Genomic DNA, 21,222 nt, shown 5'->3' with positions numbered 1-21,222 from the left:
GTCGAATCTTTATGTTTAATGTTAAAATTGAAATATAATTGTAATATTGTTATTACGTATTTGACAAAATCTGATGATATACTACGACTTAGATGAAAACATAGTAGAGTTTAAGAAACGTATTTAATATTATCTCAACCTTAGAAGATTACATAAAGAGTAAAAAAATAGAGAAGAGTTCCCAGCAATTTATTTTGACTAAGTATTTTTCATGGAGAAAAAGAAGTGGGTCGATGGAAATGCAACGGGAGGAAAGCAGGGGAAATGAGTTTGAAGAAAAAACTTATCGTATTGAACACGACAATTATGCTTGGGTTAGGAAGCGCTTTTGCCATACCGTCTGTAAAAGCTGAATCAATCACGGAGATTCAATCGCAACGCACAGGAATACAATCAGATATTTCAGAGGCAGAGCAAGTTATTCAGGAATTGAAAAAAGAACAATCGAAAATGAATGCCCAAATTGCCCAGATCGAATCGGCAATGAAAGAAAATGATCAAAAAATCAAAGATACTAAACAAGAAATTAAAGACACCGAAAAAGACATAGAATCTTTAAAGAAAGAAATTAAAGCGTTGGAAGAAAGAATCGCAAAACGCGAGGAAGTCTTGAAAGAGCGCGCGCTTTCATTCCAAGAGAGCGGCGGGGACGTTGAGTACCTAGAAGTTGTGTTAGGTTCTAAAAGCTTTGGTGAATTCGTTAATCGTGTTGGAGCGGTAGCCACTATCGTGGAAGCTGACCAACAGATTCTTAGCGAGCAGGAAGCGGATAAAGCTGACCTGGAAAAAAAACAAGCGACCGTTGAGAAGAAATTGCAAAACCTTAAGGATATGGAAGTAGAGCTTAAAGGCATGCAATCTCAAATTGAAGATCAAAAAGCTGAAACGGTCAATATGAAGGCTAAGATCGAAAAGAAAGAATCGGAAACAGAGGCCCTAAAACAATCTTTAGAGAATAAAGATGCTGGTTTAGAAGCACAAATAGCATCCATTCGTGAAAATATCAAAAAAGAGGAAGAACGTAAAGCATCGGAAAAAGCAGACCTTGACCGTGCTGCTGAAGAAGTGAATGCTTCAAATTCTTCAAATTCTTCCAGTGAAGGATCATCAAGTTCTTCTAGCGAAGAATCATCAAGTTCGTCTAAAGGCGAAGCTTCGGCAAAATCTAAAGGTGAATCATCTTCATCTTCAAATTCATCTAAAAACAGTTCTGCTGCAAAACCTGCAGCAAGTAAAACCGAAACATCAAGTAAGCCAAGCAGTGCAAATACAGGCTCTGCCATTACAGCAGGTTATAAATATATCGGTAACTCCACATATAAATTTGGCGGCGGAAGAACGGCATCCGATATCGCTAACGGTCTTTTCGATTGTTCAGCGTTCGTTGCATGGGCTTATAAACAAGCTGGTGTGAACCTTCCGGCCAGTACGGATGCATTGAAAGGTGCAGGACGTCAAGTATCTGATAGTCAAAAACAACCTGGAGATTTAGTATTTTTCAATACCTATAAAACTGATGGGCATGTCGGAATTTATGTCGGCGGCGGCAAATTTATCGGTTCCCAAAGTTCAACAGGTGTTGCGATCGCCAATATGGACAGCGGATATTGGGCAGGTGTATACAACGGCCGTGTCGTTCGTGTAAACTAATAGTTAAAAAATAAGCAGGGGAGAAAATGCCTCTGCTTATTTTTTTTGAAAAAAATCGAAAAAAAATGAAACTTATTTTGAATTTCAACGTAAATACTATAAGATAAAACAAGGATAGGTGATGTGGACTTTCAGTAAATCTGGGAAAACATAAAAAGAAACAACATTTCATACTATTAAACGGAGGCAAAAAAACATGATGAAAAAATTTATGGCTGCATTACTTACAATTACACTAGCATTCTCGCCAGTCGGCACTTATGTATTCCAGGATCATGCGGAATCAGTCGATGCAAGGGGTTACAAGTCAGGAAAAAGAAGCTTTAACAACAACACCAATAATAATTCTAATTTCCAAAATAAAGAAACGAAGAAATCCGATGCCACTACTGCCAATAAAGCCAAGAGTGGAAACACATTCACCAAAGGCGGCTTAATGAAAGGACTTATGCTAGGTGGACTGGCAGGTTTACTTTTTGGCAGCCTATTCGCCAATATGGGAATGCTTGGTTCTATACTTGGTCTATTAATCAACGTGTTGGCGGTTGTGGTATTGATCGTTGTGATCCGTAAAATATTCACATATTTCAAAGATAAGAAGAAGAAAGAGGATACAAACCCATGGAGAGGCTAAAGATATCCGAACAAGATATCATCAATGCGGTTTGTGTTTACATTGCCCGTAAAAAGCAGGTACAACCCAATGAGGTGGAAGTCGAGTTAATGTATGATGATGATTATGGCTTTTCGGCAGAAGCTTTTGTCGATGGCCGGAAACAAGTGTTAATTACCATCAACTTGATAGAAGCGCTTCGCTTATGGCTGGATGAATATATGAATAAAGATCCATACTCGGGGATTGAACTTGTTTTGGATGATGAAGAAGGCATAGTGGCTTTAGTAAGTGAAAGTAATAGATAAGTAAAAAGGATGCCGTAACGGCATCCTTTTTTTTATTTAAAAAAGTTACAAGACGTCCGGTACGAAGGAAAAGGATAAAAGAGAAATAGAAAGATAGTAAAGCAAAATTCTAGATTACCAACACATTTGTTAAGCACAGATAGATTATAATGAATTATATTTTCCATTTGTTGCAAAAAATGGTCCATGGAAGTAGGATGGATATATGTTCAAGTCAAAGGAGGAGAAAAAGTGAAAGGGTATATAGAAGAAATCACTTTTTTAAATGAAAATGCCATAAAGTTCGGCAATGAAATAGTGGAAGCGATACTTGTGCCATCTTTAGGAAGCAATCTGCTTTCAGTGAAATACAAGCATAAGGATATTGAGTTGCTGCGAACTCCGGATAGTGTGGAAGAGTATAAAAAAGCTCCCATTTTATACGGAATGCCAATCCTGTTTCCTCCTAATCGAATTGAAGATGGTCAATTTACATATAAGGGGACTGAGTATAAGTTTCCAATCAATGAAATGGAAAAATCCAATCATATTCATGGTTTTTTGCATGACAAGCCGTGGCAAGTCGGCAAAAAGGAAGTGAACGGTAAAGAAATCGTGATTAATACTGAATTTTCAAGCAGTAATTTTGATTTAAAAGGTAGCTTTCCACAAGATATCACTGTAAATATGTCTTTATCTTTAAGGGCTGAAACATTGGAAATACAATTGGAAATCACCAATAAGGGCATTGAACCTTTTCCGTGGGGAGCAGGTTATCATACTGTATTCAATTTTCCATTTGGACCAGTGAGTAAATTGGGGGATTGCAGAATATCTCTTCCCGTCAATAAACATTGGGAGTTGAATGATAGGTCATTGCCCACTGGTGCAATTCATGAAACGGCCAATACATTGGAAATCCAAAACGGTATTAGCTTGGACGACCGGCTATTTGATGACCTATTTGGCTATGATGAAGAAAGAAATCAGGAAAACGAGTGCATTCTCACTGACCAAGAGGCTGGCATACAAGTCATCTATCAAGGCGATCAATATTTTAAGTTTTGGGTATTGTTCAATCAGGAGGGGTTCGTCTGTCCTGAACCATATACATGGGTAACGAATGCTCCTAATTTGGATTTGCCTGCAAAATTGACTGGATTGAGGGAGTTATGCTCAGGGGAAACGGTTCAGCTGAAAACTAGATTGATTATGAAAGATATATAAAAAAACACCTTGGCATTTAAGAATGCCAAGGTGCTTAAGGTTATGCTTTTTTTCTCATCCAGAGTGGGTATAGGATGATTCCAAATACATATAAGGCAATACCAAGGATGAATGTATTCATATCGGCTGTACCTGTCTTGATGACCCAGATCGAGTAGATTAACGCCAAGATGGTAATAATGCCATCACGTACCCTTGAGCCTTTCATGATGTCATAGGTTTCTCCGGTCATGACCAGTTTCAATTGATACAGAACGGATGCAAGATACGGAATCAAGTAAGCAAGTGTAGCGACGATCATCGAAAATTTATAAGCCTCCAAAATCGTACCCGAAATAGTGGAGAATAGGAATATCTGTGTCATGACATTCGTTATTGTCATAGAACGGACGGGTGTGCCATTTTTGTTTGCTTTCGCAAAATAGGCCGGAAACAGATCCGACTTCGCTGCTTGGTAAGGAACTTCCGAGGCAACGACAATCCATCCGATTGTCGACCCCAATAAGGAAATGACGGCAAGAGCAGCCATTAAATACGTACCGCTTGAACCAACTACTGCTTGTAGTGCGTCAACCAGCGGTTTTTGTGATACTTTCAACTCGTCTTGTGATATGGCACCCATCGTCAATAAAGTAATGCCGATATAAATGGCAACAGCGATAAGTAAACCAAGAATCGTCGCTTTCTTAACATCATTTTGTGACTTGGCACGGTTTGAAAGCATGACGGCAGCTTCGATACCGATGAAGGCCCATAATGTTGAAATTGCAGCAGCGTTCACTTGATCACCTAAAGAGATTGCAGATCCCGCCTTATCATAAAATTCAGCTCCGTTTCCTAGATTGGAAGTATCGAAGATGAATATCGTGATAATGATGAAAAATAAGAATCCAAGCACTTTGGTAACCGTAGCAAACAGATTCATTTTCCCAGCACTGTTAAAACTTCTAACCAAGATTGCCTGAATCCCCCAAAGGGCAATGGAACATACCGCAAACGTTAATGCTTTACCTAGTTCAAGTTGAAACGAACCCGCTGTATAAATCACTTTAGCACTATGCATCACCGGGAAAAACGTTGATAGGTAACCAGCAAATGAAATGATGACAGAAGCTGTCGCAGCCCAATTTGCAGCCCAATAGCCCCAAGCCATGCTATACCCTGAAACCCTTCCTTTAACAGGAGATTTAAATAATGATTGAGCATAACTTTGCGGTCCAGCCTTCAAATCCGGTTTCCTGACTGCCAGGTTACCAAACACTAAAGCTATTAGAAAAACTCCCAGTCCAGTAACGATCCATGCCAATGTGGCCCCTAATGGACTGGAAACCTGTGCTAATTGGGCAGGGAGCATGAAAATTCCGCCGCCGACCATATTTCCAATTACGAAAGTGGTCAAAATCAATAAACCCCATTTTTTATTTACCAATTATATCGAACCTTTCTTAAATACAAAGTATGTGTTTATACCGACAACTTATACTAAAATAGTATATCTCAAATAGTTTAGTTTGGTAAAGTGGTAAATAAGTAAAATGTAAAACGCAGATTAATCAGAAAATTTAAACACAGGATTGACAAAAAGATGAAATTGGATTATATTAGTAAATACCAAGTTAATTGGTAAGAATAATATGGTTTGTCCCATTTTATTGTATTTTTCTATAACATTTGCAATTCCCGAATATTGCCGATTAGTCAACTAAAGGCACCCTTACATCTAATCCGTTAGATGGTGGGTGCCTTTTATTTTTTATAGTGAAGGGAGGGAATATGGAGTTCCTATTAACTGGTTATTCTTATACGGAAAGTTAAGTGATGAGGATATGATAGGTAAACCAAGTTCCCAAGAAAACATTGAAAGTGGGAAGCGTACATGTGCTTGTCGTGCGAATCTTTTTAACATTAGGCATGAAACGAAGCTTTATTACCAGTAGTGAAGGGGAGATATTATGGAAAAGAAAGAAGAATTGAAAATCAGGCATATCATTTCAAGCTTGGAAGATCTGCAATATGGATCAGTTTTAATAACCGTACATGATGGCGCAATCACACAAGTGGATACCACCGAGAAGAAACGATTCCCATTAGTGAAGGGCCGTGCCGTTAAAGCTAGATGAATGACAGTTATTAAGGGAGCTTTCAATATGAAGGCTCTTTTTTATACAAAAATTTATTCATTTTTGGAATTTCTAATAAGATTGTACTGCTTTTAACATGGTAGAATAAGTTAGGGGATAAGGGAGTTTTTTAAGGGGTTTAAATGATATCTAAGGGAGGACCAGGGAATAGATGACTTTACAAACTATAGAACATGATATCTTGGCATTAGTTGAATCATTTAATGGGAAAATTGCATATAAAATTGAAAATGGTCTTGGGGACACGATTGGATATCACGAGAATGAATCCTTTCAATCAGCTAGTTTGATCAAAATACCAATGATCATCGAAGGTTATCGTCAAAGTGAACAAAAGAAAATCTATTTGAACCAACCAGTGACCATCCCGCCTAGTGAAGTGACAGGGGGATCTGGGGTCCTGCACGTCTTATCGAATAAGGTATTTTTGACCGTAGAGGATTTATTGACATTGATGATAACCATTTCCGACAATACATCCACGAATATGATGATGAACCTGTTGGGCTTTGAAGAAATTAATCAATGCATTAAGGAACTTGGTTTGAAAAATACTGTCCTTGAACGAAAAATGCAGGATTTTAAGGCATTAAAAGAAGGGCGCGACAATACCATATCGGCGGAAGATACGATTACCTGCTTAAAAGCCATACATACAGGCAACTTTTTAACGAAAGAAAGCCAGGAAAGAATATTGCGTGTATTTGACAATCAACAATTAAGGGATAAACTTCCATCGCTGATGGGCAGAGGAGTCAAGGTCGCAAGCAAAACGGGCGGAATTCGGGGAGTTGCCCATGATTGTGCAATCATTCGGTCAGAAACTCAAACCGTTTATGCTGCCGTTCTTACTGAAGATATGAAATCAGAGGAAGAAAGCCGTCAAGTAATCAGTAAAATTGGAAAATTGATTTATGATGATATGGTCGCAGAATGAACTGTCCGATTGAATATTTTGAATAGAGCGGGAAGTCTTTCATGATTTCCCGCTCTTCAAATCCTAGTCATATAGGAGTTAGTGGTTATATATAGATAAGAAAATGAAGCGGGGAAAAACTTTGAAAAGGAAAATGAAAATTTTTTGTGTAATAAGCGTCATTGCGATATTGGGGTACTTTGGATTTTTGCACATGAAAATTCAGGAAAGCATTCACCAGCAAATTCCGGAAAATGCCGATTACCTCATTATTCTTGGAGCAAGGGTCAAAGGTTCGGTTCCATCATTATCCTTACAATACCGGATTGATAAAGCTGCAGAGTATTTATCGGCGAATAAACATACAGTGGTCATTGTATCTGGCGGCAAAGGACCGGGAGAGGATATATCGGAAGCAAAAGCAATGCAAAAGGGGCTAATCGCCCAAGGAATTGAAGAAGCACGCATCATGATGGAAGACAAATCTACAACAACTCACGAAAATATTGTTTTCTCAAAAAAACTCATTCCTGATACAGCAGCTTCAGGATTGATCGTAAGTAATGACTTTCATATCTACAGGGCAGTCGAAATAGCAAAAAAAGAAGGCTTGGACATGAAGGGAATGCCGGCAAAGACACCAAAAGTGTCACTGTTGAAATCATATACCCGTGAATATCTTGCAATTACCAAATACTATTTGACCGGGTTGATTGGGAGGTGAATTCGAATTCTCTTAAAGATGGGTGTGCTTTCATTATTCGACTTCCACGACAACATTAGGAACTTGCCAAAAATCTTTCTCTTGATATAGCTCCTTAAGTGTCTTATAAACGGGATATACCGTATAGGAAATCTCGACTCGTTCATCAGCATCCACTTCTTCTACATCAATATCATCAACAAAACCAAGTTGATCATCGATTTCCATTAAATAATATCCGAGTGCCTCATAGCCGCTATAGGCTACAATCACTTTACTGTCAAAACCGCTATTAGAAACTTTGTAATATTTCATTGAGTGACCTCCTTGTTGATAATTCTTTAAGTGAAAATCGTACTGTATCTTATTACTCTGATATACCCATTAATTAATATCTGAATCATTAAATTGGATAAATAAAGAAAATAAGAAGGCAATAAGAATGTGGAGCCATCTTAAATTATCGCTGGATAATTTGCTATCTGCATCATTTCATGTTAATCTAATAAAGAATTGTTTTTGGTTGTGGAAGAGGATACTCGTTATTTTCCAAATGATTGAAAATAGTAATACAATGTGTGTTATGCACTAGGAGGCAACAACAATGGAACAAGGTACAGTTAAATGGTTTAATGCAGAAAAAGGTTTTGGATTTATCGAACGTGAAAACGGAGACGACGTATTCGTACATTTCTCAGCTATCCAAAGCGAAGGCTTCAAATCTTTAGACGAAGGTCAAAAAGTAACTTTTGAAGTTGAGCAAGGTGCTCGTGGAGCTCAAGCTGCTAACGTTCAAAAAGCTTAATTTTATAATTAAATCGTAACCTATATGAACAGACTTCCTCGATGGGGGTCTGTTTTTTATTGTGCTAAAATATGAAAAAGCAAAAAAAATCCCACTCTGAACGGAGTAGGGTTTTTAGTGACTTGTTCTTAAGCTTTTTTAAATTCTTCTTCAAAGAAAAAAGTAGTTGGATGTTCTTTAACCGTATAAGAATATCTCTTCATGTTTTTTACATATGCCCATTTATTAATGGTTACTGATTCATTAGTATCCTGAATGGTTACTGTTTCACCAGTATTATACTTATTGCTTTTCAATTTAGCCACCCTCTTTACTAATAGTATAACATATTTGGCAATCAAAGATGTGTTCAAGATATTCCAATGAAATATTAGGTTTAAAAAATCAGGCTATGTAAACGGTACTGAGCCCAATTATTTTGAATAAGGAGGAATTTAAGGGTGATGTTTTAGCGATTGCAGAGGGTGAAGGGTGAATGTATTTTTAGCTGGATGTCACAATTTGGGATTATGTGGAATCAGGCTTAAGCGAATAAACTTATCGAAAGCAAGGAGTCGATATTACTACGGGCTTGTCTGCTTTTTGGGCATGAAAAAACAGCCACATGTTTCCAAGTAATACAGGGATCACGTGGCTGAAGGTTTTCAGGTGATGGACGCTTAAAGCCGGCTAATTAAAACGCCCAATCCCCATTACGGAAGACAGGTTCTGAAGTGCCGTCCTGTTTGATGCCGTCGATGTGGACTGGAAACGTTGATATATAAGGGTTTTGTGATTTTTAAGCAAAAGGATAAAAATGGATAAACACTAGAAAAAACGCTTTTTTGTGACCACATGTGACCATTTTTGTGACCACTGCGTGACCAGAGAAAGTACAGTTATAATTGACCTAAACAGTTAATAATGTTCCCTTAGAATGAGCCTTCCTTAATTATTAGGGGAGGCTAATTTGTATGATATCTTCTCTGCAAATGTGACCATTGGCTTTTGCTCTTCGATCACTTTATTAGCAGATTCAAGTTGTTTACCTTGTCGGTCAATTGTCTTTTGGGCAACCACTAATGCCTTCGCCATGATTGTAGCATCATCATCATCTTCATTTGTTGCGATATACCCACCATCTCTGCGAATTGCCTTAAGGATTATCTTAACTTCTTTCATGAATGCTTTTGCAATTGGCTTTCGTGATTGCATCAATATTCATATAGACCGTCTTCTGTTAAGAAATACATATTGCGAACCTGACCGCTATAGTGTATCGGTGAGGTTACTTTCTCATCTTCATCAACTGTTTTCAGCATTTGTCCAACTTTGTCTTTAGAGTAATCAATCCACTCAGCAACATCTTTCGCTAGGAAGAGGGGATTGCCCAATTCAAAAGTGTAGAATCGGAAGGAAGGTTATAATGTACAGCGGTCTCGTTGATCGATGCCCCATATTCGTTCATATATTTAAGTACCTATAGTTTAAAGGGCAGAGTGTAATTTGTATAGGATGAAACAAGTCCTTCCATCCCATGTTTTAGATAGCGAGCGACCCATCTTTTCAGAGGGGATAAACCTACATTTCTTTCTTGAGTAATGGATTTATGGTTTTTTTCCCTTTTTAAGTACTCTAAAACTGATTTGATTTTTCGTCTATCGTATATTTAGTCAAAAAAACTGCACCTCCAATTGTTAGATGGTGTCTAACAATTGGAGGTGCAGTTCAAATTGAACCGAACCCAATTCATAAGCTACTAAACGTCCTTTAATGCCTTTTTTAGAACAAAAGTATCAATTTTAAAATCAATTATAGCTATTTTGAAACTGTACTTGGCAGAAAACATATTACTATTTGCATATTTTTTTAAAAGTTAATTATTTACAAATGATTACATCTAATTTACAATATATAACATAATAGTATAAAACTATTAAAAATTTTACAAGGGGTGACATTTATGGAAAAAGACAAACAAAAACTAATGTGGGAATCTTCAACACAAAAAAGCACTCAAAAACAAGGTGGCGTTCCATTAGTCAAATCTGTTGGTTGTGCTGCATGCTGGGCAGCAAAGAGTATTTCACTAACACGTTCATGCCTACCGCCCACACCTATTAACTTAGCTCTCTAAACGAGCAACTAGAGATGGAGAGGAGAAATCCCTCTGTCTCTAGTATTAGTACATTCATCATATTTATTGAAAGGAAAGATGTATAAATGACTAATGATCTTGATTTAAAGTATGAACCAGAATTTTCCTTACATCTACAACCGAGTGGGTGTTTCCTTTTAGAGAGTCGAAGTATGTACTATTTTCGTTTAAGTGGCGTTGCATCAGAACTTGCGCTTATTTTATCTAAGACTAGATCTATAGATAAAACAGCGAAAATTTGGGGGAATATACATAATGAGGAGATTACTTCTCAGCATTTAATAGATCAATTCAATGAACATCCTTTCACATCAACTTGGAAGGAAGGTATATTAAAAAACTTACGTATATCTGGCTCTACAAAATCCTATTTACCAATAAGTTGCACTTTGCAACTGACAAACGGATGTAACTTAAGTTGTGCCTTCTGTTACGCAAGTTCTGGCAAGAGATATACTAATGAATTGGATACAGATCAATGGCTAAGTGTATTACAAAAACTTGCTATTAATGGCGTTTCAGATGTTACTTTGACAGGAGGAGAAGCAAGATTAGCTAAGGGATTTAAACGTATCTTAGCTACTGCAAGTTCTTTATTTACTAATGTACATCTATTTAGTAACGGTATAAATTGGAGGGAAGATGAAATTGATTTAGTCACACAATTGAACAATGTGGTAGTTCAAGTCAGTGTTGATGGGACACCTGATATTCATGACAGACTTCGAGGAAGACAAGGAGCTTATCATGAAACCATGCATAATGTTAAAAAATTAACTAACTCAAAAATTCCTACTTTAATAGCTATGACTATAAATCCCTCAAATTATAAGAGTGTAGAACATGTAGTAGAAGACGCTGTATTAGCAGGTGTTAGTGCATTTAGGGCAGGTCTTACGCTCCCTGTAGGACGAGCGAAAGATAGTGACTTCGGGTTGTCAGACAATCAATACAATTGTGTAAATACTCAATTGAAAAAATGTATAGATAAGTGGGGAGACCGTATCATTTTAACAGACTGGAATAATGAAGGGAATAATGGATGTACCGATTTTTGTACTCCTGGATACTTATCTTGGTACATTCGAGCTGATGGTACTGTGACTCCTTGCCAAATTGAGGGAGCTGAACTTGGAAATATTCTAGAGGATTCTATACACAATATTGGTGCTCCAGATCGTTTACTTTATGTTAGAGAAAATTCTAAATCTTGTCACTGTATTAGCAAAGTATCTTTACCTTGTGATAAGGATCTCCCATTTCAGTAAATTACTATTGGAGGTTACTCTTTTGAATATAATTTTACTAAGTTTACTAGGTGTAATTGGATTCGTATTATTTCTGAAATATCGGCCTAAATCTTATGAATCAATATTAATTGACAAGGAAGAAGCAATTAATATATCAACAAGGCATATTAAAAAGTTGACTAATATTGACGTTTCCGATTGGCAGCCTTATTGCATGTATTGGTATGATCGGGAGACAGTTAATAGATTACATAATCTAAATATGCTTAACAGGTTAAGAACTACATTATACAAATGGGGAATTATTGAATCATGGAGAATTCGATTCGTTAGTCAAAATAAATCAATCTCAATAGGAATTAATGCGGACAAGGAAATTGTTTTTATGCACGTTGATGTTCGTTCTCAGGAAATGGGAACTAATGAAATTAATATACAATCCCCTTTAGATGTAATTAAAGCCTTAACTGTGAATAATTCTGGGATATGGAGTAAAGTTAAAAGTACTGGAGAAGGTGAACGCAAAGAGGATTTCTCTAATATTAGAACTTACTGGTATATTCTTGAAGAAGAAGAATTAAGAATGAAAATATCTATCCAAGTACAGGAAAATGTTATTATCGGTATATTAAGTGATACAGAAATCTTAACCTCTAACATGGGTGAAATTGTAAAAAAAGAATTTGGGGAATCAGCTTTAAATTTATCTGGATTCATAGGTTCATTTATAGCTACAATTATAGGAATTCTTCTATTGATATTTACAGATAACGCAGTTTATTTGAAAACACCTATAATTATTACACTGTTTACCATTGTAGGTGTTTTACTTACTTGCAAAGAAGATATATCTATGGGGATAATAAATTCTTTTGACTCTAGGCTTTCTGTCAAATCTGTTTACTTGATTGGAATAATTTCAGCTATTATGGGGAGTATTGCTTATGGATGTGTTACTTTTATTACATCTCTTACTGGAATTAATTTAGCCACTGTTCTAGAATTACCTTTATTCGAGAATGTAGGAATGCAAGTGCTTACAGGTGTTTTGATATCTTTTATTTCTTTAGGATTATTCTCCTTTATATTTCATTATATGGATAAAAACAATTTAATTAGGATATCTCCTGAACTATCAGATAGATCATCCTATCTTTCTGGTTTTAAACTTAAACAGAGTTTAAGCATTAGTTTACAGAGCTCTGTAACTGAAGAGGTTATTTTTAGATTATTAGGTATTTCAACTTTATTATGGCTTTTTAACAACAATCTTTTAGCCGTAACCATTACTTCTGTATTGTGGTCATTATTACATCAAGGAAGTGGTTATAATCCACGGTTTATACGTTGGATTCAATTAGTCTTATTTGGTTTTATTTTAGGATTTACTTACCTTTACTATGGTTTCCTTGCAGCCCTTATCACCCATTTTGTACATAATTTTATTGTGTTATCAATACCTTTAATTTATTACAAGATTCAAATGAAAGCAGGAAAAGTAGAAAATACCCATAATATACAATATTGATGAAAACTTTTTACAAGGTAAGGATGTGTCAGATGCTAACATTAAATAATATAGTTAAGCAGTATGAAAATGGAGATGGGATTAATAATATTAGCTTTTCAGTAAAATCAGGTGAAATTGTGGGACTTTTAGGAGCAAATGGTGCTGGAAAAACAACCACATTAAGATGTATTTGCGGATTATATAGTGTAGAAGAAGGAGAGGTCAACCTTTTTGGCTCTAGTCCCAACACTAATCAATCCCGAAAGTTAACAGTATTTATACCTGATAGCCCCTATCTATATCCTACTCTTACAGTTGCGGAACACTTACAATTTAAGGCTAAAGCATTCGGAGTACCTAAAAGCGAGTTAAGAGCTAAAGTTCAAGAAGCTTTAAAAGAAGTGAATTTAGAAAGTTATGCAGATAGACCTAGTGGGAATTTATCTAGAGGACAGAAACAACGTATTTTGCTGGCAGCTGCATATCTACAAGAAGCTAGTTTATATTTACTCGATGAACCAACTGTTGGTTTAGATATACCATCAAAACAATGGTTAGCCCAGTGGCTAAAGAAAAATGCTGAAAATCAAAAAAGTGTAATTATCTCCTCACATAGTCTCGATTTTGTTATGGAAACTGCTAATCGGGTTATATTAATCCAACAAGGGAAGATCGTAAATTTACACACTGTTCCCACACAAGAAACTCTTTTAGAACCTTGGCGTAAAGCTATTATTAGAGAGTTAGGAGGCCATATAGAAGATGAGTAATCTCTTTTCCCTCTATTTCCATACAAGCTTAAGAAAATGGATAGACATTAATAATAAGAGGAAAATACCCATTTTCTCGTTGGTATTGTTAATTATCTTTATAACTTTACAAAGTCAGGCAATACCTACATATAATCAAGAGAGAATAAATACAATTGGGTGGGTTATAGTCGCCTTGTATTTAATATATGCATTGTATGGATTGATTTCTAATCGTTTACCCTCAAAAATGGAAGATGTCATATGGATTTATACCTTACCTATGTCTATGAAAAAAATAGTATGGTCATTGGTAATTTGGAATTTTTGTTTAAGAGGAGGAATTTGGTTTATATCTGCCCTACTAGCAGATATATTGCGACTAATATTAAATCTATCCTACGCTCATTTATTTATACATGCACTAATAGGAGTATGGGTTATTTGCTTATTAGAATTACTCTTGTTCGCTATGTCCTCCACACGGGGGAATCGCAAATTATGCTTAACAATAGGAGTATTGATTTTCATAGGAGTTATCTTGTATTCAACTTCTATTTACTATATCCATAATAATATTTCCATTAATTCTTCATTAGTTGTGTTCTTTGATACAGTTGCACATGGAATTGGAAATTTATTATTTGGAAACATTAATTTCCCTGGTGTACTTGTAGTTATTTGTCTTTCCATTTTAGCCACTATTATTATTCACATATCAACTAAAGACCCAAGATTAAAAGAAAAACTTGTAAGGGAAGCAGAGTTTTGGTCTGAGTTTAAAGATTTTAACTCCATGGTTTCTTCAGTTCAAAATAAACAGCAAGAAAGTTGGTGGGGTGGAGAATATTTAACTGGAACATTTTCATTTATTTGGTATGAAATGTTGATTATGAGAAAGCACAAACTTTCTTTAATACTTCAATACTTTTTAGGATTAATTTTGATTATATGTATATGTAAATTTTTCCCAAATGCTATTTGGACTTTTCTTGCAGCAATTTTATTTTCTTCGATAATAGGATCTTATTTTTCAGGTCTTATTAGACATGCTCAAACACATGACTTATTCCTTTTACCAGGTAAACTTTTACCTAAAATTTTATTATTAGAAACATTATATATATTACCTTCCTTTCTTGTAGTAGCTTCATATATATTAATTGGAAATACCGTGGGTTTTAAAGTTATCACAGATAACCTATATTTTTTAACTTTATTACCTTCATTATATATAGTTATTCTAATTTTAAGAATATCTGTATTTTACTCTACTTTTATAATATCTATTAATACTTCTATTGGTGATTATTTCAAAAAACTTATTGTATACCTGACTATGTATTTGTTAGTTATTAGTATTTTTTTATGGGCAGGCATTTTATTAAAATTATCCACAATCAATGCTATAAATCTATCTTTAATCATAGTTAGTATTTTATCTTTCATAACACTTTACAGAAAAAAACATTTAGCTACTACAAAGGGGAGGGAACAAAATGTCAAACTCAAAACCTATTGATATAAATATTCTTAAATTAGGAAGTTCAGATACGCAAGAAGCCTTAGGAGCTGTAAATAAGTTGAAAGAGAGTAATGTTAACGCAATACCAGCGCTCATACAAGCACTAGATAATGAAAATAGTTCTATCAACACTATGGCTATAATTGTGCTTGGAGAATTACAGGAAAAAGCTAAAGAAGCAGTGCCTAGGATATCACAAATGATATTTCAAGACGATGAGCAAACTAGGATGGCTGCTGCTTTGGCTCTATTAAGAATAGGAAAAACTAGTATTCCCTACCTAAAAAAAATTGTTAATTCAGATGACTTTAAAGCAAGCTTTTGGGCAGTTTGGTCTTTAGCCCTTCTAGATCCAAATCATGTAGAAGAAAAAGGTTTAAAATTGTTGAAGAGAGTATATGATGACCCAGAAAGCCCGGTTGAAAAATTAGCAGCAGAAGAAGCTATGGGAATAATTATATCTAAGCGAATTGATTAATAAAGGAGCTAGTGAATATGGAATGTATAGATTTTTTATATAAACTGAGTGAGGACTCTAACTGGTTATCGAAACGCTATACTAAGGAATATTTTTTTGAAAAAGAATATGTAATTGTTTATTTATGGTCTACTAGTTGTAGTTTTTGTAATGAAATTATTCCAATGATAAGGGAATTCTTGATAGAAAATAAATCAAAATTAAGAGCTTTATCAGTTCATGTTCCTTTATGTGAAGAAGATTTAGAGGTTGCGAGAGTGACCAAAATAGTTGTTGAGGAAAAAATACAAGATCCAGTCCTGTTGGATCATGAACACGTTATACTTTCTACTCTTAATGCTAAATTTTTACCTTCAATCTATCTTTTTAACAAGGACCATGAAATTGTCAGTAAAAAAATAGGTATAGAAAACATAGACTCTTGGTTTTCTAGCTTAAGAGACATAGTAAAGGATCAAATTGTTCAGGAGGTTTTAAAAGATCAGAGCATAAAAGGTTCTGGTGCAAAAACTTCAATTCACTTTTAAGTAATCTCTAAATCTTGGATATACTGCTGCCGCAGCACCCATGTTAATGAACTAACGCACCCGTAGTTGAAGAGGAAATTATTGTTTATATTTACTCATTGTTAGTCCTTATTCCACTTATATGAATTTCCGACCATTTATATAACACAATAATCAAGAACATTATTAAACAGACCATTATGTTATCTATCCAATTAACCTCTTTGTTAGCAATAAATTGCCAAACAGTTAATACCTCAAAATATATTAAGGGAAATCTGATGCTTTGCTTAAACATAATATCACCGCCTTCATTCAGATTTTTTCTACAAATTTTTGTTATAACTACGCCTTTAGTTCCGTAAGAAAAAGAGCTGCCAAATTGAAGTGAACCCAAAAAGTTAGACACTTTATTTACTTAGGCAGCCATGAGGGCATGAACCCGGTAATCTACCGGGCTCATGCCTTTTAATTTTACCTTGATTCGTTGATGATTGTAGTAATGGATAAATTCTTCTAGTTCTTGTTTGAAATGCTCCATGCTTTCAAATTCTTGAAGATAGAGTAATTCGGATTTTAATAAGCCAAAGAAGTTTTCAATGACCGCATTATCGAGACAATTTCCTTTGCGGGACATGCTTTGTGTAATGTTATGTTTTTCAAATCATGCGCGTATTGTTTCATCTGATAATGCCAGCCCTGATCTGAATGGAGAATGGGTGAATCTTTCGATTCCAAGCGATCAAAGGCTTTATCCAGCATTTTGGAAACGAGCGGATAAACAGACCGAGATTCGATATAGGCGATGATTTCTCCATTAAACAGGTCAAGAATGGCCGATAAGTATAGTTTCTCCCCAGCTAGATGGAATTCTGTGCGTCTGTCACCCATTTTTCATTGGACTTTGCCGCCTTGAAATCACGTGCTAGAATATTGGGCGCAATCTTGCCGATTTTCCCTTTGTATGAACGGTATTTCTTTATGCGAACCAATGACTTCAATCCCAGTTCATTCATCAATCGGAGAACTGTTTTATGATTGATGTGAGCACCTCGGTTACGTAATTCTAGGGTAATGCGCCGATACCCATAACGCCCTTTATGCGTATGGAAAATCTCTTTGATAAGGGATTTAATTTCTGTGTATTTATCTTCACGCCCGAAGGCGTTTACCCAATAATAGTACGTACTCCGTGCCATTTTAGAAATGGATAGAAGCAGATTTAAATCAAATTGTTTCCTTAGTTCATGGACTACTTTTGCTTTTTCTTTCTTTGTAAGGCTTCCTTTTCTTGATCTAAGGCATTCAACTTTTTTATATAGGCATTCTCTGCACGTAAGTATTCTAATTCTGCAAGAAGTGCTTCTTGAGAGCCATTAGCTGGCGATTTTTTCTAGTATCTTTTTTCATGGATAGACGCCCCTTTTTCTTTGGTTTAAGGGCGTCTATACCTCCTTCCTTAAACTGATTTCTCGACATCTCCATAAACCTTAAATCTCTTTCCTAATTACTTCTTGTTTGTGAATAACTGTTAATTCGTTTGTCATCATAATTCCTACATTGCCTTTTTTTTGCAATACATTAGTTTAACTAGGATAAAATTCATGGACTTCGCTTGCTCCATGGAATAATTCTTTCTTCATTTCAAGTACCTTTTCCTTACCAAGCAGTTCAGTAATAAAGAATCCTTCGTTAACTTTCGCCATGTCGGTATCATAAAACCAGAAGCTGACGAACAACTGCTTTCTCGGACGACTACATGCTACATAAAATAAGCGCCTTTCTTCCTCTGAATCCACATTCATTCGATGGGGAAATAACTCTTCGTTCACATTGGGAACAAATACTACATCCCACTCCAGACCCTTTGAACTGTGTGCCGTAACGATATTGACAGCATCCTTACCCTTGGACTTATTCTTATTGCCATCAATCTTTGATACGTGAGTAAGGAAGGAGCGATATTTGGAAATTTACTAGCTATCTCGCAAAGCTTTTTTCTACAGCATCCAATTTCACTAGAATAGAAGAAGCTGAGATCGTGATTTCATTTACATATTCAATGTAGCGAGTCAGCTTGATTACGTTGCGGGTAAACCGGCCTGCATTTACATTGGATTGATAATTAAGATCTCAATAACCTTTGTAAAGCATTCAATTCCACACTTAAACTTCCATTAACCTGTCATTGGGAGTTACATGGGCAACTTGGATTAGATTCATGATCAATATAGCGTTGATAATTAGTTCTGTAGGTGAGCGGTCATTGTAGCTGCTCTTTTTTTGATGAAAAAACTATTTGAGAATTTGAAATAAAGAGTTATGTTGAAATACTTTTGTTCGAGGTGTTCTCTATTCTGAATAAGGTAATAACTAAATAATATTAGTGATAATGCGTATTTGCAATACATTTGCTTAAAATTTCCATAATTTTAATAATTTGCATATACTAGAGTTTATATTATACTAGAATAGAAATGAAGGGTGAAATGTTAGGAGATTTTTGTGAATTGTATACACTTGTTCAATTTGTGGGAGATTAAAACAAAACACTTCACAAAGTTTGCATCTAATGGACGGGATAAGAGTAGAAAAAAATCATATTGCCATAAATGCAAATATTTTAAGAGAAAGGGTTCGAAAGATATCTTTAATGTTCAAGTATTAGAAAAATCTTGTATTGCGGTTACAGTAAAAATCAAGTCGAAAAAAAGAGTTTTTTATAGAGTTCCTTATGAAGATGGCTATAAGAATGGTAACTGATAGAACGGCAGGAATTGTTAACAGTTCACTTATTTATCAATTTGATATTAGAGGAATCGTACTGGAGATAAGTGGAAATATATGTAAATATTGTGGGAGCGCAGGTAATACAATTGATCATGTTATTCCCAAATCAAAAGGTGAAATAACAACCTTGACAAATTGCGTTTGTGCTTGTGAAAGATGTAATAGTAAAAAGGGAAGTTTGTCTTTAAGAGAATTTTTAAATACAAAAAATAAAAACTTAGAACCATTAAACGACGATTAAACGATGTATAGAATCTAAGGGGAATTAGGGGGAAATGCAGAATAAAAACTAAAAGGAACGGAAGGGATTAATTAATATGGATAAAAAAGAGTCAAATGGAAGAGAAGAGTTCGCAAAAAAGATTGAAGGTACTTGGGATAATGACCCAGTCTTAAGTTAAGAAATATCAAGAAGAGACAAATCCTAAGAAAAATAGAGAGGCAATAGAGTATATAAATCATGTAATGGATGTCGTAGGGGGGGGTGTCAAAACCTGTAATAAATCTAAACATCGCTATTTGTAAATGCTGTTACACGAGATGATGAAGGTAAATTCCTTAAAATCGATGGGATGAAATTAATTGAAATTTACAGCACCATGTATAGAGATGAATTAGAAAGAGGTTTTGAAATAACTATTAAAGGACTGTAAGGCTACAATTCGAATGAAGTGTCATAACATTCTGAATTTAACTATTTTGTATTGGAACTTGAGAAGGGAGAAAAGAACATGAAAAAACATGGGTATGTTGAAAAATGCTTAAAAATGCCTCATGCAAAAAATGTAGGTTATTTCGTAGTTAACAATGAAAAAATTTATGCTGCTATTTATGAGAATGGAGATTGCTACTTCAATAGTAGGCAAAAGGAAATTGTAGAACAGCACTTTGCCAGTCTCAGTCAGAACAATTTTGTTATAATTCCAAGAGCTTTGGTTAGTGAAGCTGACTTGGATATAGGTGATACTAAATTGAAGTGTTCTGTATTAAATGATGGTCGACGTGTAATTAAAGATACTAATTTATTTTCTGCACTTGGTCGGACAAGAAAAGGTGAAATAAGAATAGAGGGATTCCCTGCGATTATCGGCTCGAAATCACTAGCAGCCCTACTAATAGATATGTATCCAGAACACCTATATACCATAACACCTTTTGAAGTTGCCCAATTTAATGGCACTACAGGAAAGTGGTATGATGCTAATACTATTCCTATTATTTGTGATTTATATATGGAAGCGGAGAAAAGGGGAATAATCACTTCTTCTCAACAGCATGTTCTTGATAAGGCAAAAGTTTTACTACGTTCTCTTGCAAGGATAGGTATTACTGCTCTTATTGATGAAGCTACTAATTATCAGAGTATTAGAGGCAAAGATGAGTTGCAGATTCTATTGCAAGAGTTCATATCTGAAGAATTAAGAGAATACTCCAGCAAATTTGAAAGTGAATATTTTGAACAAATATTCCGTATTTATGGTAAACCTTATGATCCAACTACAAACAAAAGACCTAAATTTTTTGCTTGGTTTACTAGAAAGTATGTTTATAGCATGCTTCCTCCCGATGTTTTTGAGAAATTAGACAAAAAGAACCCTCTTATTTACAGCAGTAAAACTGGTCGTTCAGACCGTAAATCTAAATTGTTCCAACATCTTACTAACAATGGGATTCATTACCTTAAAAATCATTTGGAAGGACTTACTTATGTCATGAAACTCTCCTCTGATAAAGATGATTTTAAAGAAAAATTCAGTCTGGTCTTTGCGGATAAGATTAAGCGAAATGAAAAAATGAAAAGGGATCTATCAGATGGCTATTGATGATATCCAAGAAGGAGAATTTGAAGTACTGTATTAACAAGTAATTTAATGAAGAGGGCAGCAAAGGCTGCTCTCTTATTAGTACCTGGGAACAAAATAAACATGCTCTATA

At 35.2% G+C, this 21,222-nt stretch carries 23 protein-coding genes and 1 pseudogene; 17 read left to right on the top strand and 7 right to left on the bottom strand.

Translation table 11 applies throughout. The features are described 5' to 3' along the window. Window positions 1-264 precede the first annotated feature (264 nt). The 4 genes from ACIQ0C_RS20725 (at window position 265) to ACIQ0C_RS20710 (ending at window position 3,777) form a co-directional block, all read left to right on the top strand. Window positions 265-1,650, top strand: a complete 1,386-nt coding sequence (locus ACIQ0C_RS20725; RefSeq protein WP_403063405.1) for a C40 family peptidase — start codon at window positions 265-267, stop codon at window positions 1,648-1,650. Window positions 1,651-1,849: 199 nt separating this feature from the next. Further along, window positions 1,850-2,284, top strand: a complete 435-nt coding sequence (locus ACIQ0C_RS20720) for a hypothetical protein (RefSeq protein ID WP_403063545.1) — start codon at window positions 1,850-1,852, stop codon at window positions 2,282-2,284. Continuing rightward, window positions 2,272-2,571 carry a YxcD family protein gene (locus ACIQ0C_RS20715; protein ID WP_076366987.1) on the top strand — a complete coding sequence of 100 codons (300 nt, stop codon included), beginning with the start codon at window positions 2,272-2,274 and terminating at the stop codon, window positions 2,569-2,571. Before ACIQ0C_RS20720 ends, ACIQ0C_RS20715 begins: the two co-directional genes overlap by 13 nt. Window positions 2,572-2,802: 231 nt before the next feature. Then, on the top strand, window positions 2,803-3,777 hold the full coding sequence (locus tag ACIQ0C_RS20710) for an aldose 1-epimerase (RefSeq protein WP_403063402.1): 975 nt from the start codon (window positions 2,803-2,805) through the stop codon (window positions 3,775-3,777). 40 nt (window positions 3,778-3,817) lie between these two features. Here ACIQ0C_RS20710 and ACIQ0C_RS20705 read toward each other — a convergent pair whose 3' ends face one another. Beyond that, on the bottom strand, window positions 3,818-5,206 hold the full coding sequence (locus ACIQ0C_RS20705; protein WP_403063399.1) for an amino acid permease: 1,389 nt from the start codon (window positions 5,204-5,206) through the stop codon (window positions 3,818-3,820). A gap of 523 nt (window positions 5,207-5,729) precedes the next feature. Between ACIQ0C_RS20705 and ACIQ0C_RS20700 the strand changes: the two genes are divergently transcribed. The 3 genes from ACIQ0C_RS20700 to ACIQ0C_RS20690 all read left to right on the top strand — a co-directional run bounded on the left by ACIQ0C_RS20700 (window position 5,730) and on the right by ACIQ0C_RS20690 (window position 7,558). After that, window positions 5,730-5,897, top strand: coding sequence for a YezD family protein (locus tag ACIQ0C_RS20700; protein ID WP_402839050.1), 168 nt, complete (start codon window positions 5,730-5,732; stop codon window positions 5,895-5,897). A 172-nt stretch (window positions 5,898-6,069) separates the two neighbouring features. Beyond that, entirely contained in the window at window positions 6,070-6,855 is a 786-nt protein-coding gene (locus tag ACIQ0C_RS20695; RefSeq protein ID WP_403063396.1) for a serine hydrolase, read from the top strand. Between the two features lie 103 nt (window positions 6,856-6,958). Further along, a complete protein-coding gene (locus ACIQ0C_RS20690; RefSeq protein WP_403063393.1) occupies window positions 6,959-7,558 on the top strand; it encodes a YdcF family protein in 600 nt (199 codons plus the stop codon). A 33-nt stretch (window positions 7,559-7,591) separates the two neighbouring features. On the opposite strand, the gene ACIQ0C_RS20685 is transcribed toward ACIQ0C_RS20690, so the two are convergent. Then, window positions 7,592-7,852 carry a hypothetical protein gene (locus tag ACIQ0C_RS20685; RefSeq protein WP_403063390.1) on the bottom strand — a complete coding sequence of 87 codons (261 nt, stop codon included), beginning with the start codon at window positions 7,850-7,852 and terminating at the stop codon, window positions 7,592-7,594. Between the two features lie 289 nt (window positions 7,853-8,141). On the opposite strand from ACIQ0C_RS20685, the gene cspC reads away from it, so the two are divergent. After that, window positions 8,142-8,342, top strand: coding sequence for a cold shock protein CspC (cspC, locus tag ACIQ0C_RS20680; protein WP_034314312.1), 201 nt, complete (start codon window positions 8,142-8,144; stop codon window positions 8,340-8,342). A gap of 128 nt (window positions 8,343-8,470) precedes the next feature. Here the strand turns inward: cspC and ACIQ0C_RS20675 are convergent, their stop codons facing one another. From ACIQ0C_RS20675 to ACIQ0C_RS20665, 3 genes are all read right to left on the bottom strand, one after another. Beyond that, window positions 8,471-8,638, bottom strand: a complete 168-nt coding sequence (locus ACIQ0C_RS20675; protein WP_164468809.1) for a hypothetical protein — start codon at window positions 8,636-8,638, stop codon at window positions 8,471-8,473. A 631-nt stretch (window positions 8,639-9,269) separates the two neighbouring features. Beyond that, on the bottom strand, window positions 9,270-9,536 hold the full coding sequence (locus ACIQ0C_RS20670) for a BRO-N domain-containing protein (protein WP_048689054.1): 267 nt from the start codon (window positions 9,534-9,536) through the stop codon (window positions 9,270-9,272). Beyond that, entirely contained in the window at window positions 9,536-9,715 is a 180-nt protein-coding gene (locus ACIQ0C_RS20665; RefSeq protein ID WP_403063387.1) for a BRO-N domain-containing protein, read from the bottom strand. The genes ACIQ0C_RS20670 and ACIQ0C_RS20665 overlap by 1 nt, the downstream gene beginning before the upstream one ends. A gap of 569 nt (window positions 9,716-10,284) precedes the next feature. On the opposite strand from ACIQ0C_RS20665, the gene skfA reads away from it, so the two are divergent. The 7 genes from skfA (at window position 10,285) to ACIQ0C_RS20630 (ending at window position 16,518) form a co-directional block, all read left to right on the top strand. Beyond that, entirely contained in the window at window positions 10,285-10,458 is a 174-nt protein-coding gene (gene skfA, locus ACIQ0C_RS20660; RefSeq protein WP_065421222.1) for a sporulation killing factor, read from the top strand. 86 nt (window positions 10,459-10,544) lie between these two features. Next, entirely contained in the window at window positions 10,545-11,747 is a 1,203-nt protein-coding gene (gene skfB, locus ACIQ0C_RS20655; protein ID WP_403063384.1) for a sporulation killing factor system radical SAM maturase, read from the top strand. 22 nt (window positions 11,748-11,769) lie between these two features. After that, window positions 11,770-13,257 carry a CPBP family intramembrane glutamic endopeptidase gene (locus tag ACIQ0C_RS20650; RefSeq protein ID WP_403063381.1) on the top strand — a complete coding sequence of 496 codons (1,488 nt, stop codon included), beginning with the start codon at window positions 11,770-11,772 and terminating at the stop codon, window positions 13,255-13,257. A 32-nt stretch (window positions 13,258-13,289) separates the two neighbouring features. Continuing rightward, on the top strand, window positions 13,290-14,009 hold the full coding sequence (locus ACIQ0C_RS20645) for an ABC transporter ATP-binding protein (protein ID WP_403063378.1): 720 nt from the start codon (window positions 13,290-13,292) through the stop codon (window positions 14,007-14,009). Continuing rightward, a complete protein-coding gene (skfF, locus tag ACIQ0C_RS20640; RefSeq protein ID WP_403063375.1) occupies window positions 14,002-15,510 on the top strand; it encodes a sporulation killing factor system integral membrane protein in 1,509 nt (502 codons plus the stop codon). The genes ACIQ0C_RS20645 and skfF overlap by 8 nt, the downstream gene beginning before the upstream one ends. After that, entirely contained in the window at window positions 15,488-15,991 is a 504-nt protein-coding gene (locus tag ACIQ0C_RS20635; RefSeq protein WP_048689071.1) for a HEAT repeat domain-containing protein, read from the top strand. Before skfF ends, ACIQ0C_RS20635 begins: the two co-directional genes overlap by 23 nt. A gap of 17 nt (window positions 15,992-16,008) precedes the next feature. Beyond that, window positions 16,009-16,518, top strand: a complete 510-nt coding sequence (locus tag ACIQ0C_RS20630) for a TlpA family protein disulfide reductase (protein ID WP_403063372.1) — start codon at window positions 16,009-16,011, stop codon at window positions 16,516-16,518. A gap of 397 nt (window positions 16,519-16,915) precedes the next feature. Here ACIQ0C_RS20630 and ACIQ0C_RS20625 read toward each other — a convergent pair. Then, window positions 16,916-17,961: pseudogene (locus tag ACIQ0C_RS20625) on the bottom strand (IS3 family transposase); the annotation flags it as partial. Between the two features lie 122 nt (window positions 17,962-18,083). Further along, the gene (locus ACIQ0C_RS20620; RefSeq protein WP_403063542.1) at window positions 18,084-18,431 is read right to left on the bottom strand and encodes a 3'-5' exonuclease; all 348 of its coding nucleotides are present in this window, start codon (window positions 18,429-18,431) and stop codon (window positions 18,084-18,086) included. 818 nt (window positions 18,432-19,249) lie between these two features. Between ACIQ0C_RS20620 and ACIQ0C_RS20615 the strand changes: the two genes are divergently transcribed. Together ACIQ0C_RS20615 and ACIQ0C_RS20610 are read left to right on the top strand one after the other, a co-directional pair. Beyond that, complete coding sequence (locus ACIQ0C_RS20615) at window positions 19,250-19,528, top strand: HNH endonuclease (RefSeq protein ID WP_403063369.1); 279 nt, start codon at window positions 19,250-19,252, stop codon at window positions 19,526-19,528. 490 nt (window positions 19,529-20,018) lie between these two features. Next, the gene (locus ACIQ0C_RS20610; RefSeq protein WP_403063366.1) at window positions 20,019-21,110 is read left to right on the top strand and encodes a P63C domain-containing protein; all 1,092 of its coding nucleotides are present in this window, start codon (window positions 20,019-20,021) and stop codon (window positions 21,108-21,110) included. Window positions 21,111-21,222: the final 112 nt, after the last annotated feature.

The organism is Peribacillus sp. NPDC096448, assembly GCF_044762675.1.
GTDB classification, from domain to species: domain Bacteria; phylum Bacillota; class Bacilli; order Bacillales; family DSM-1321; genus Peribacillus; species Peribacillus frigoritolerans_B.
Note: the sequence above shows the minus strand (reverse complement) of the source record. Positions and strands in the feature narration are given on the sequence as shown.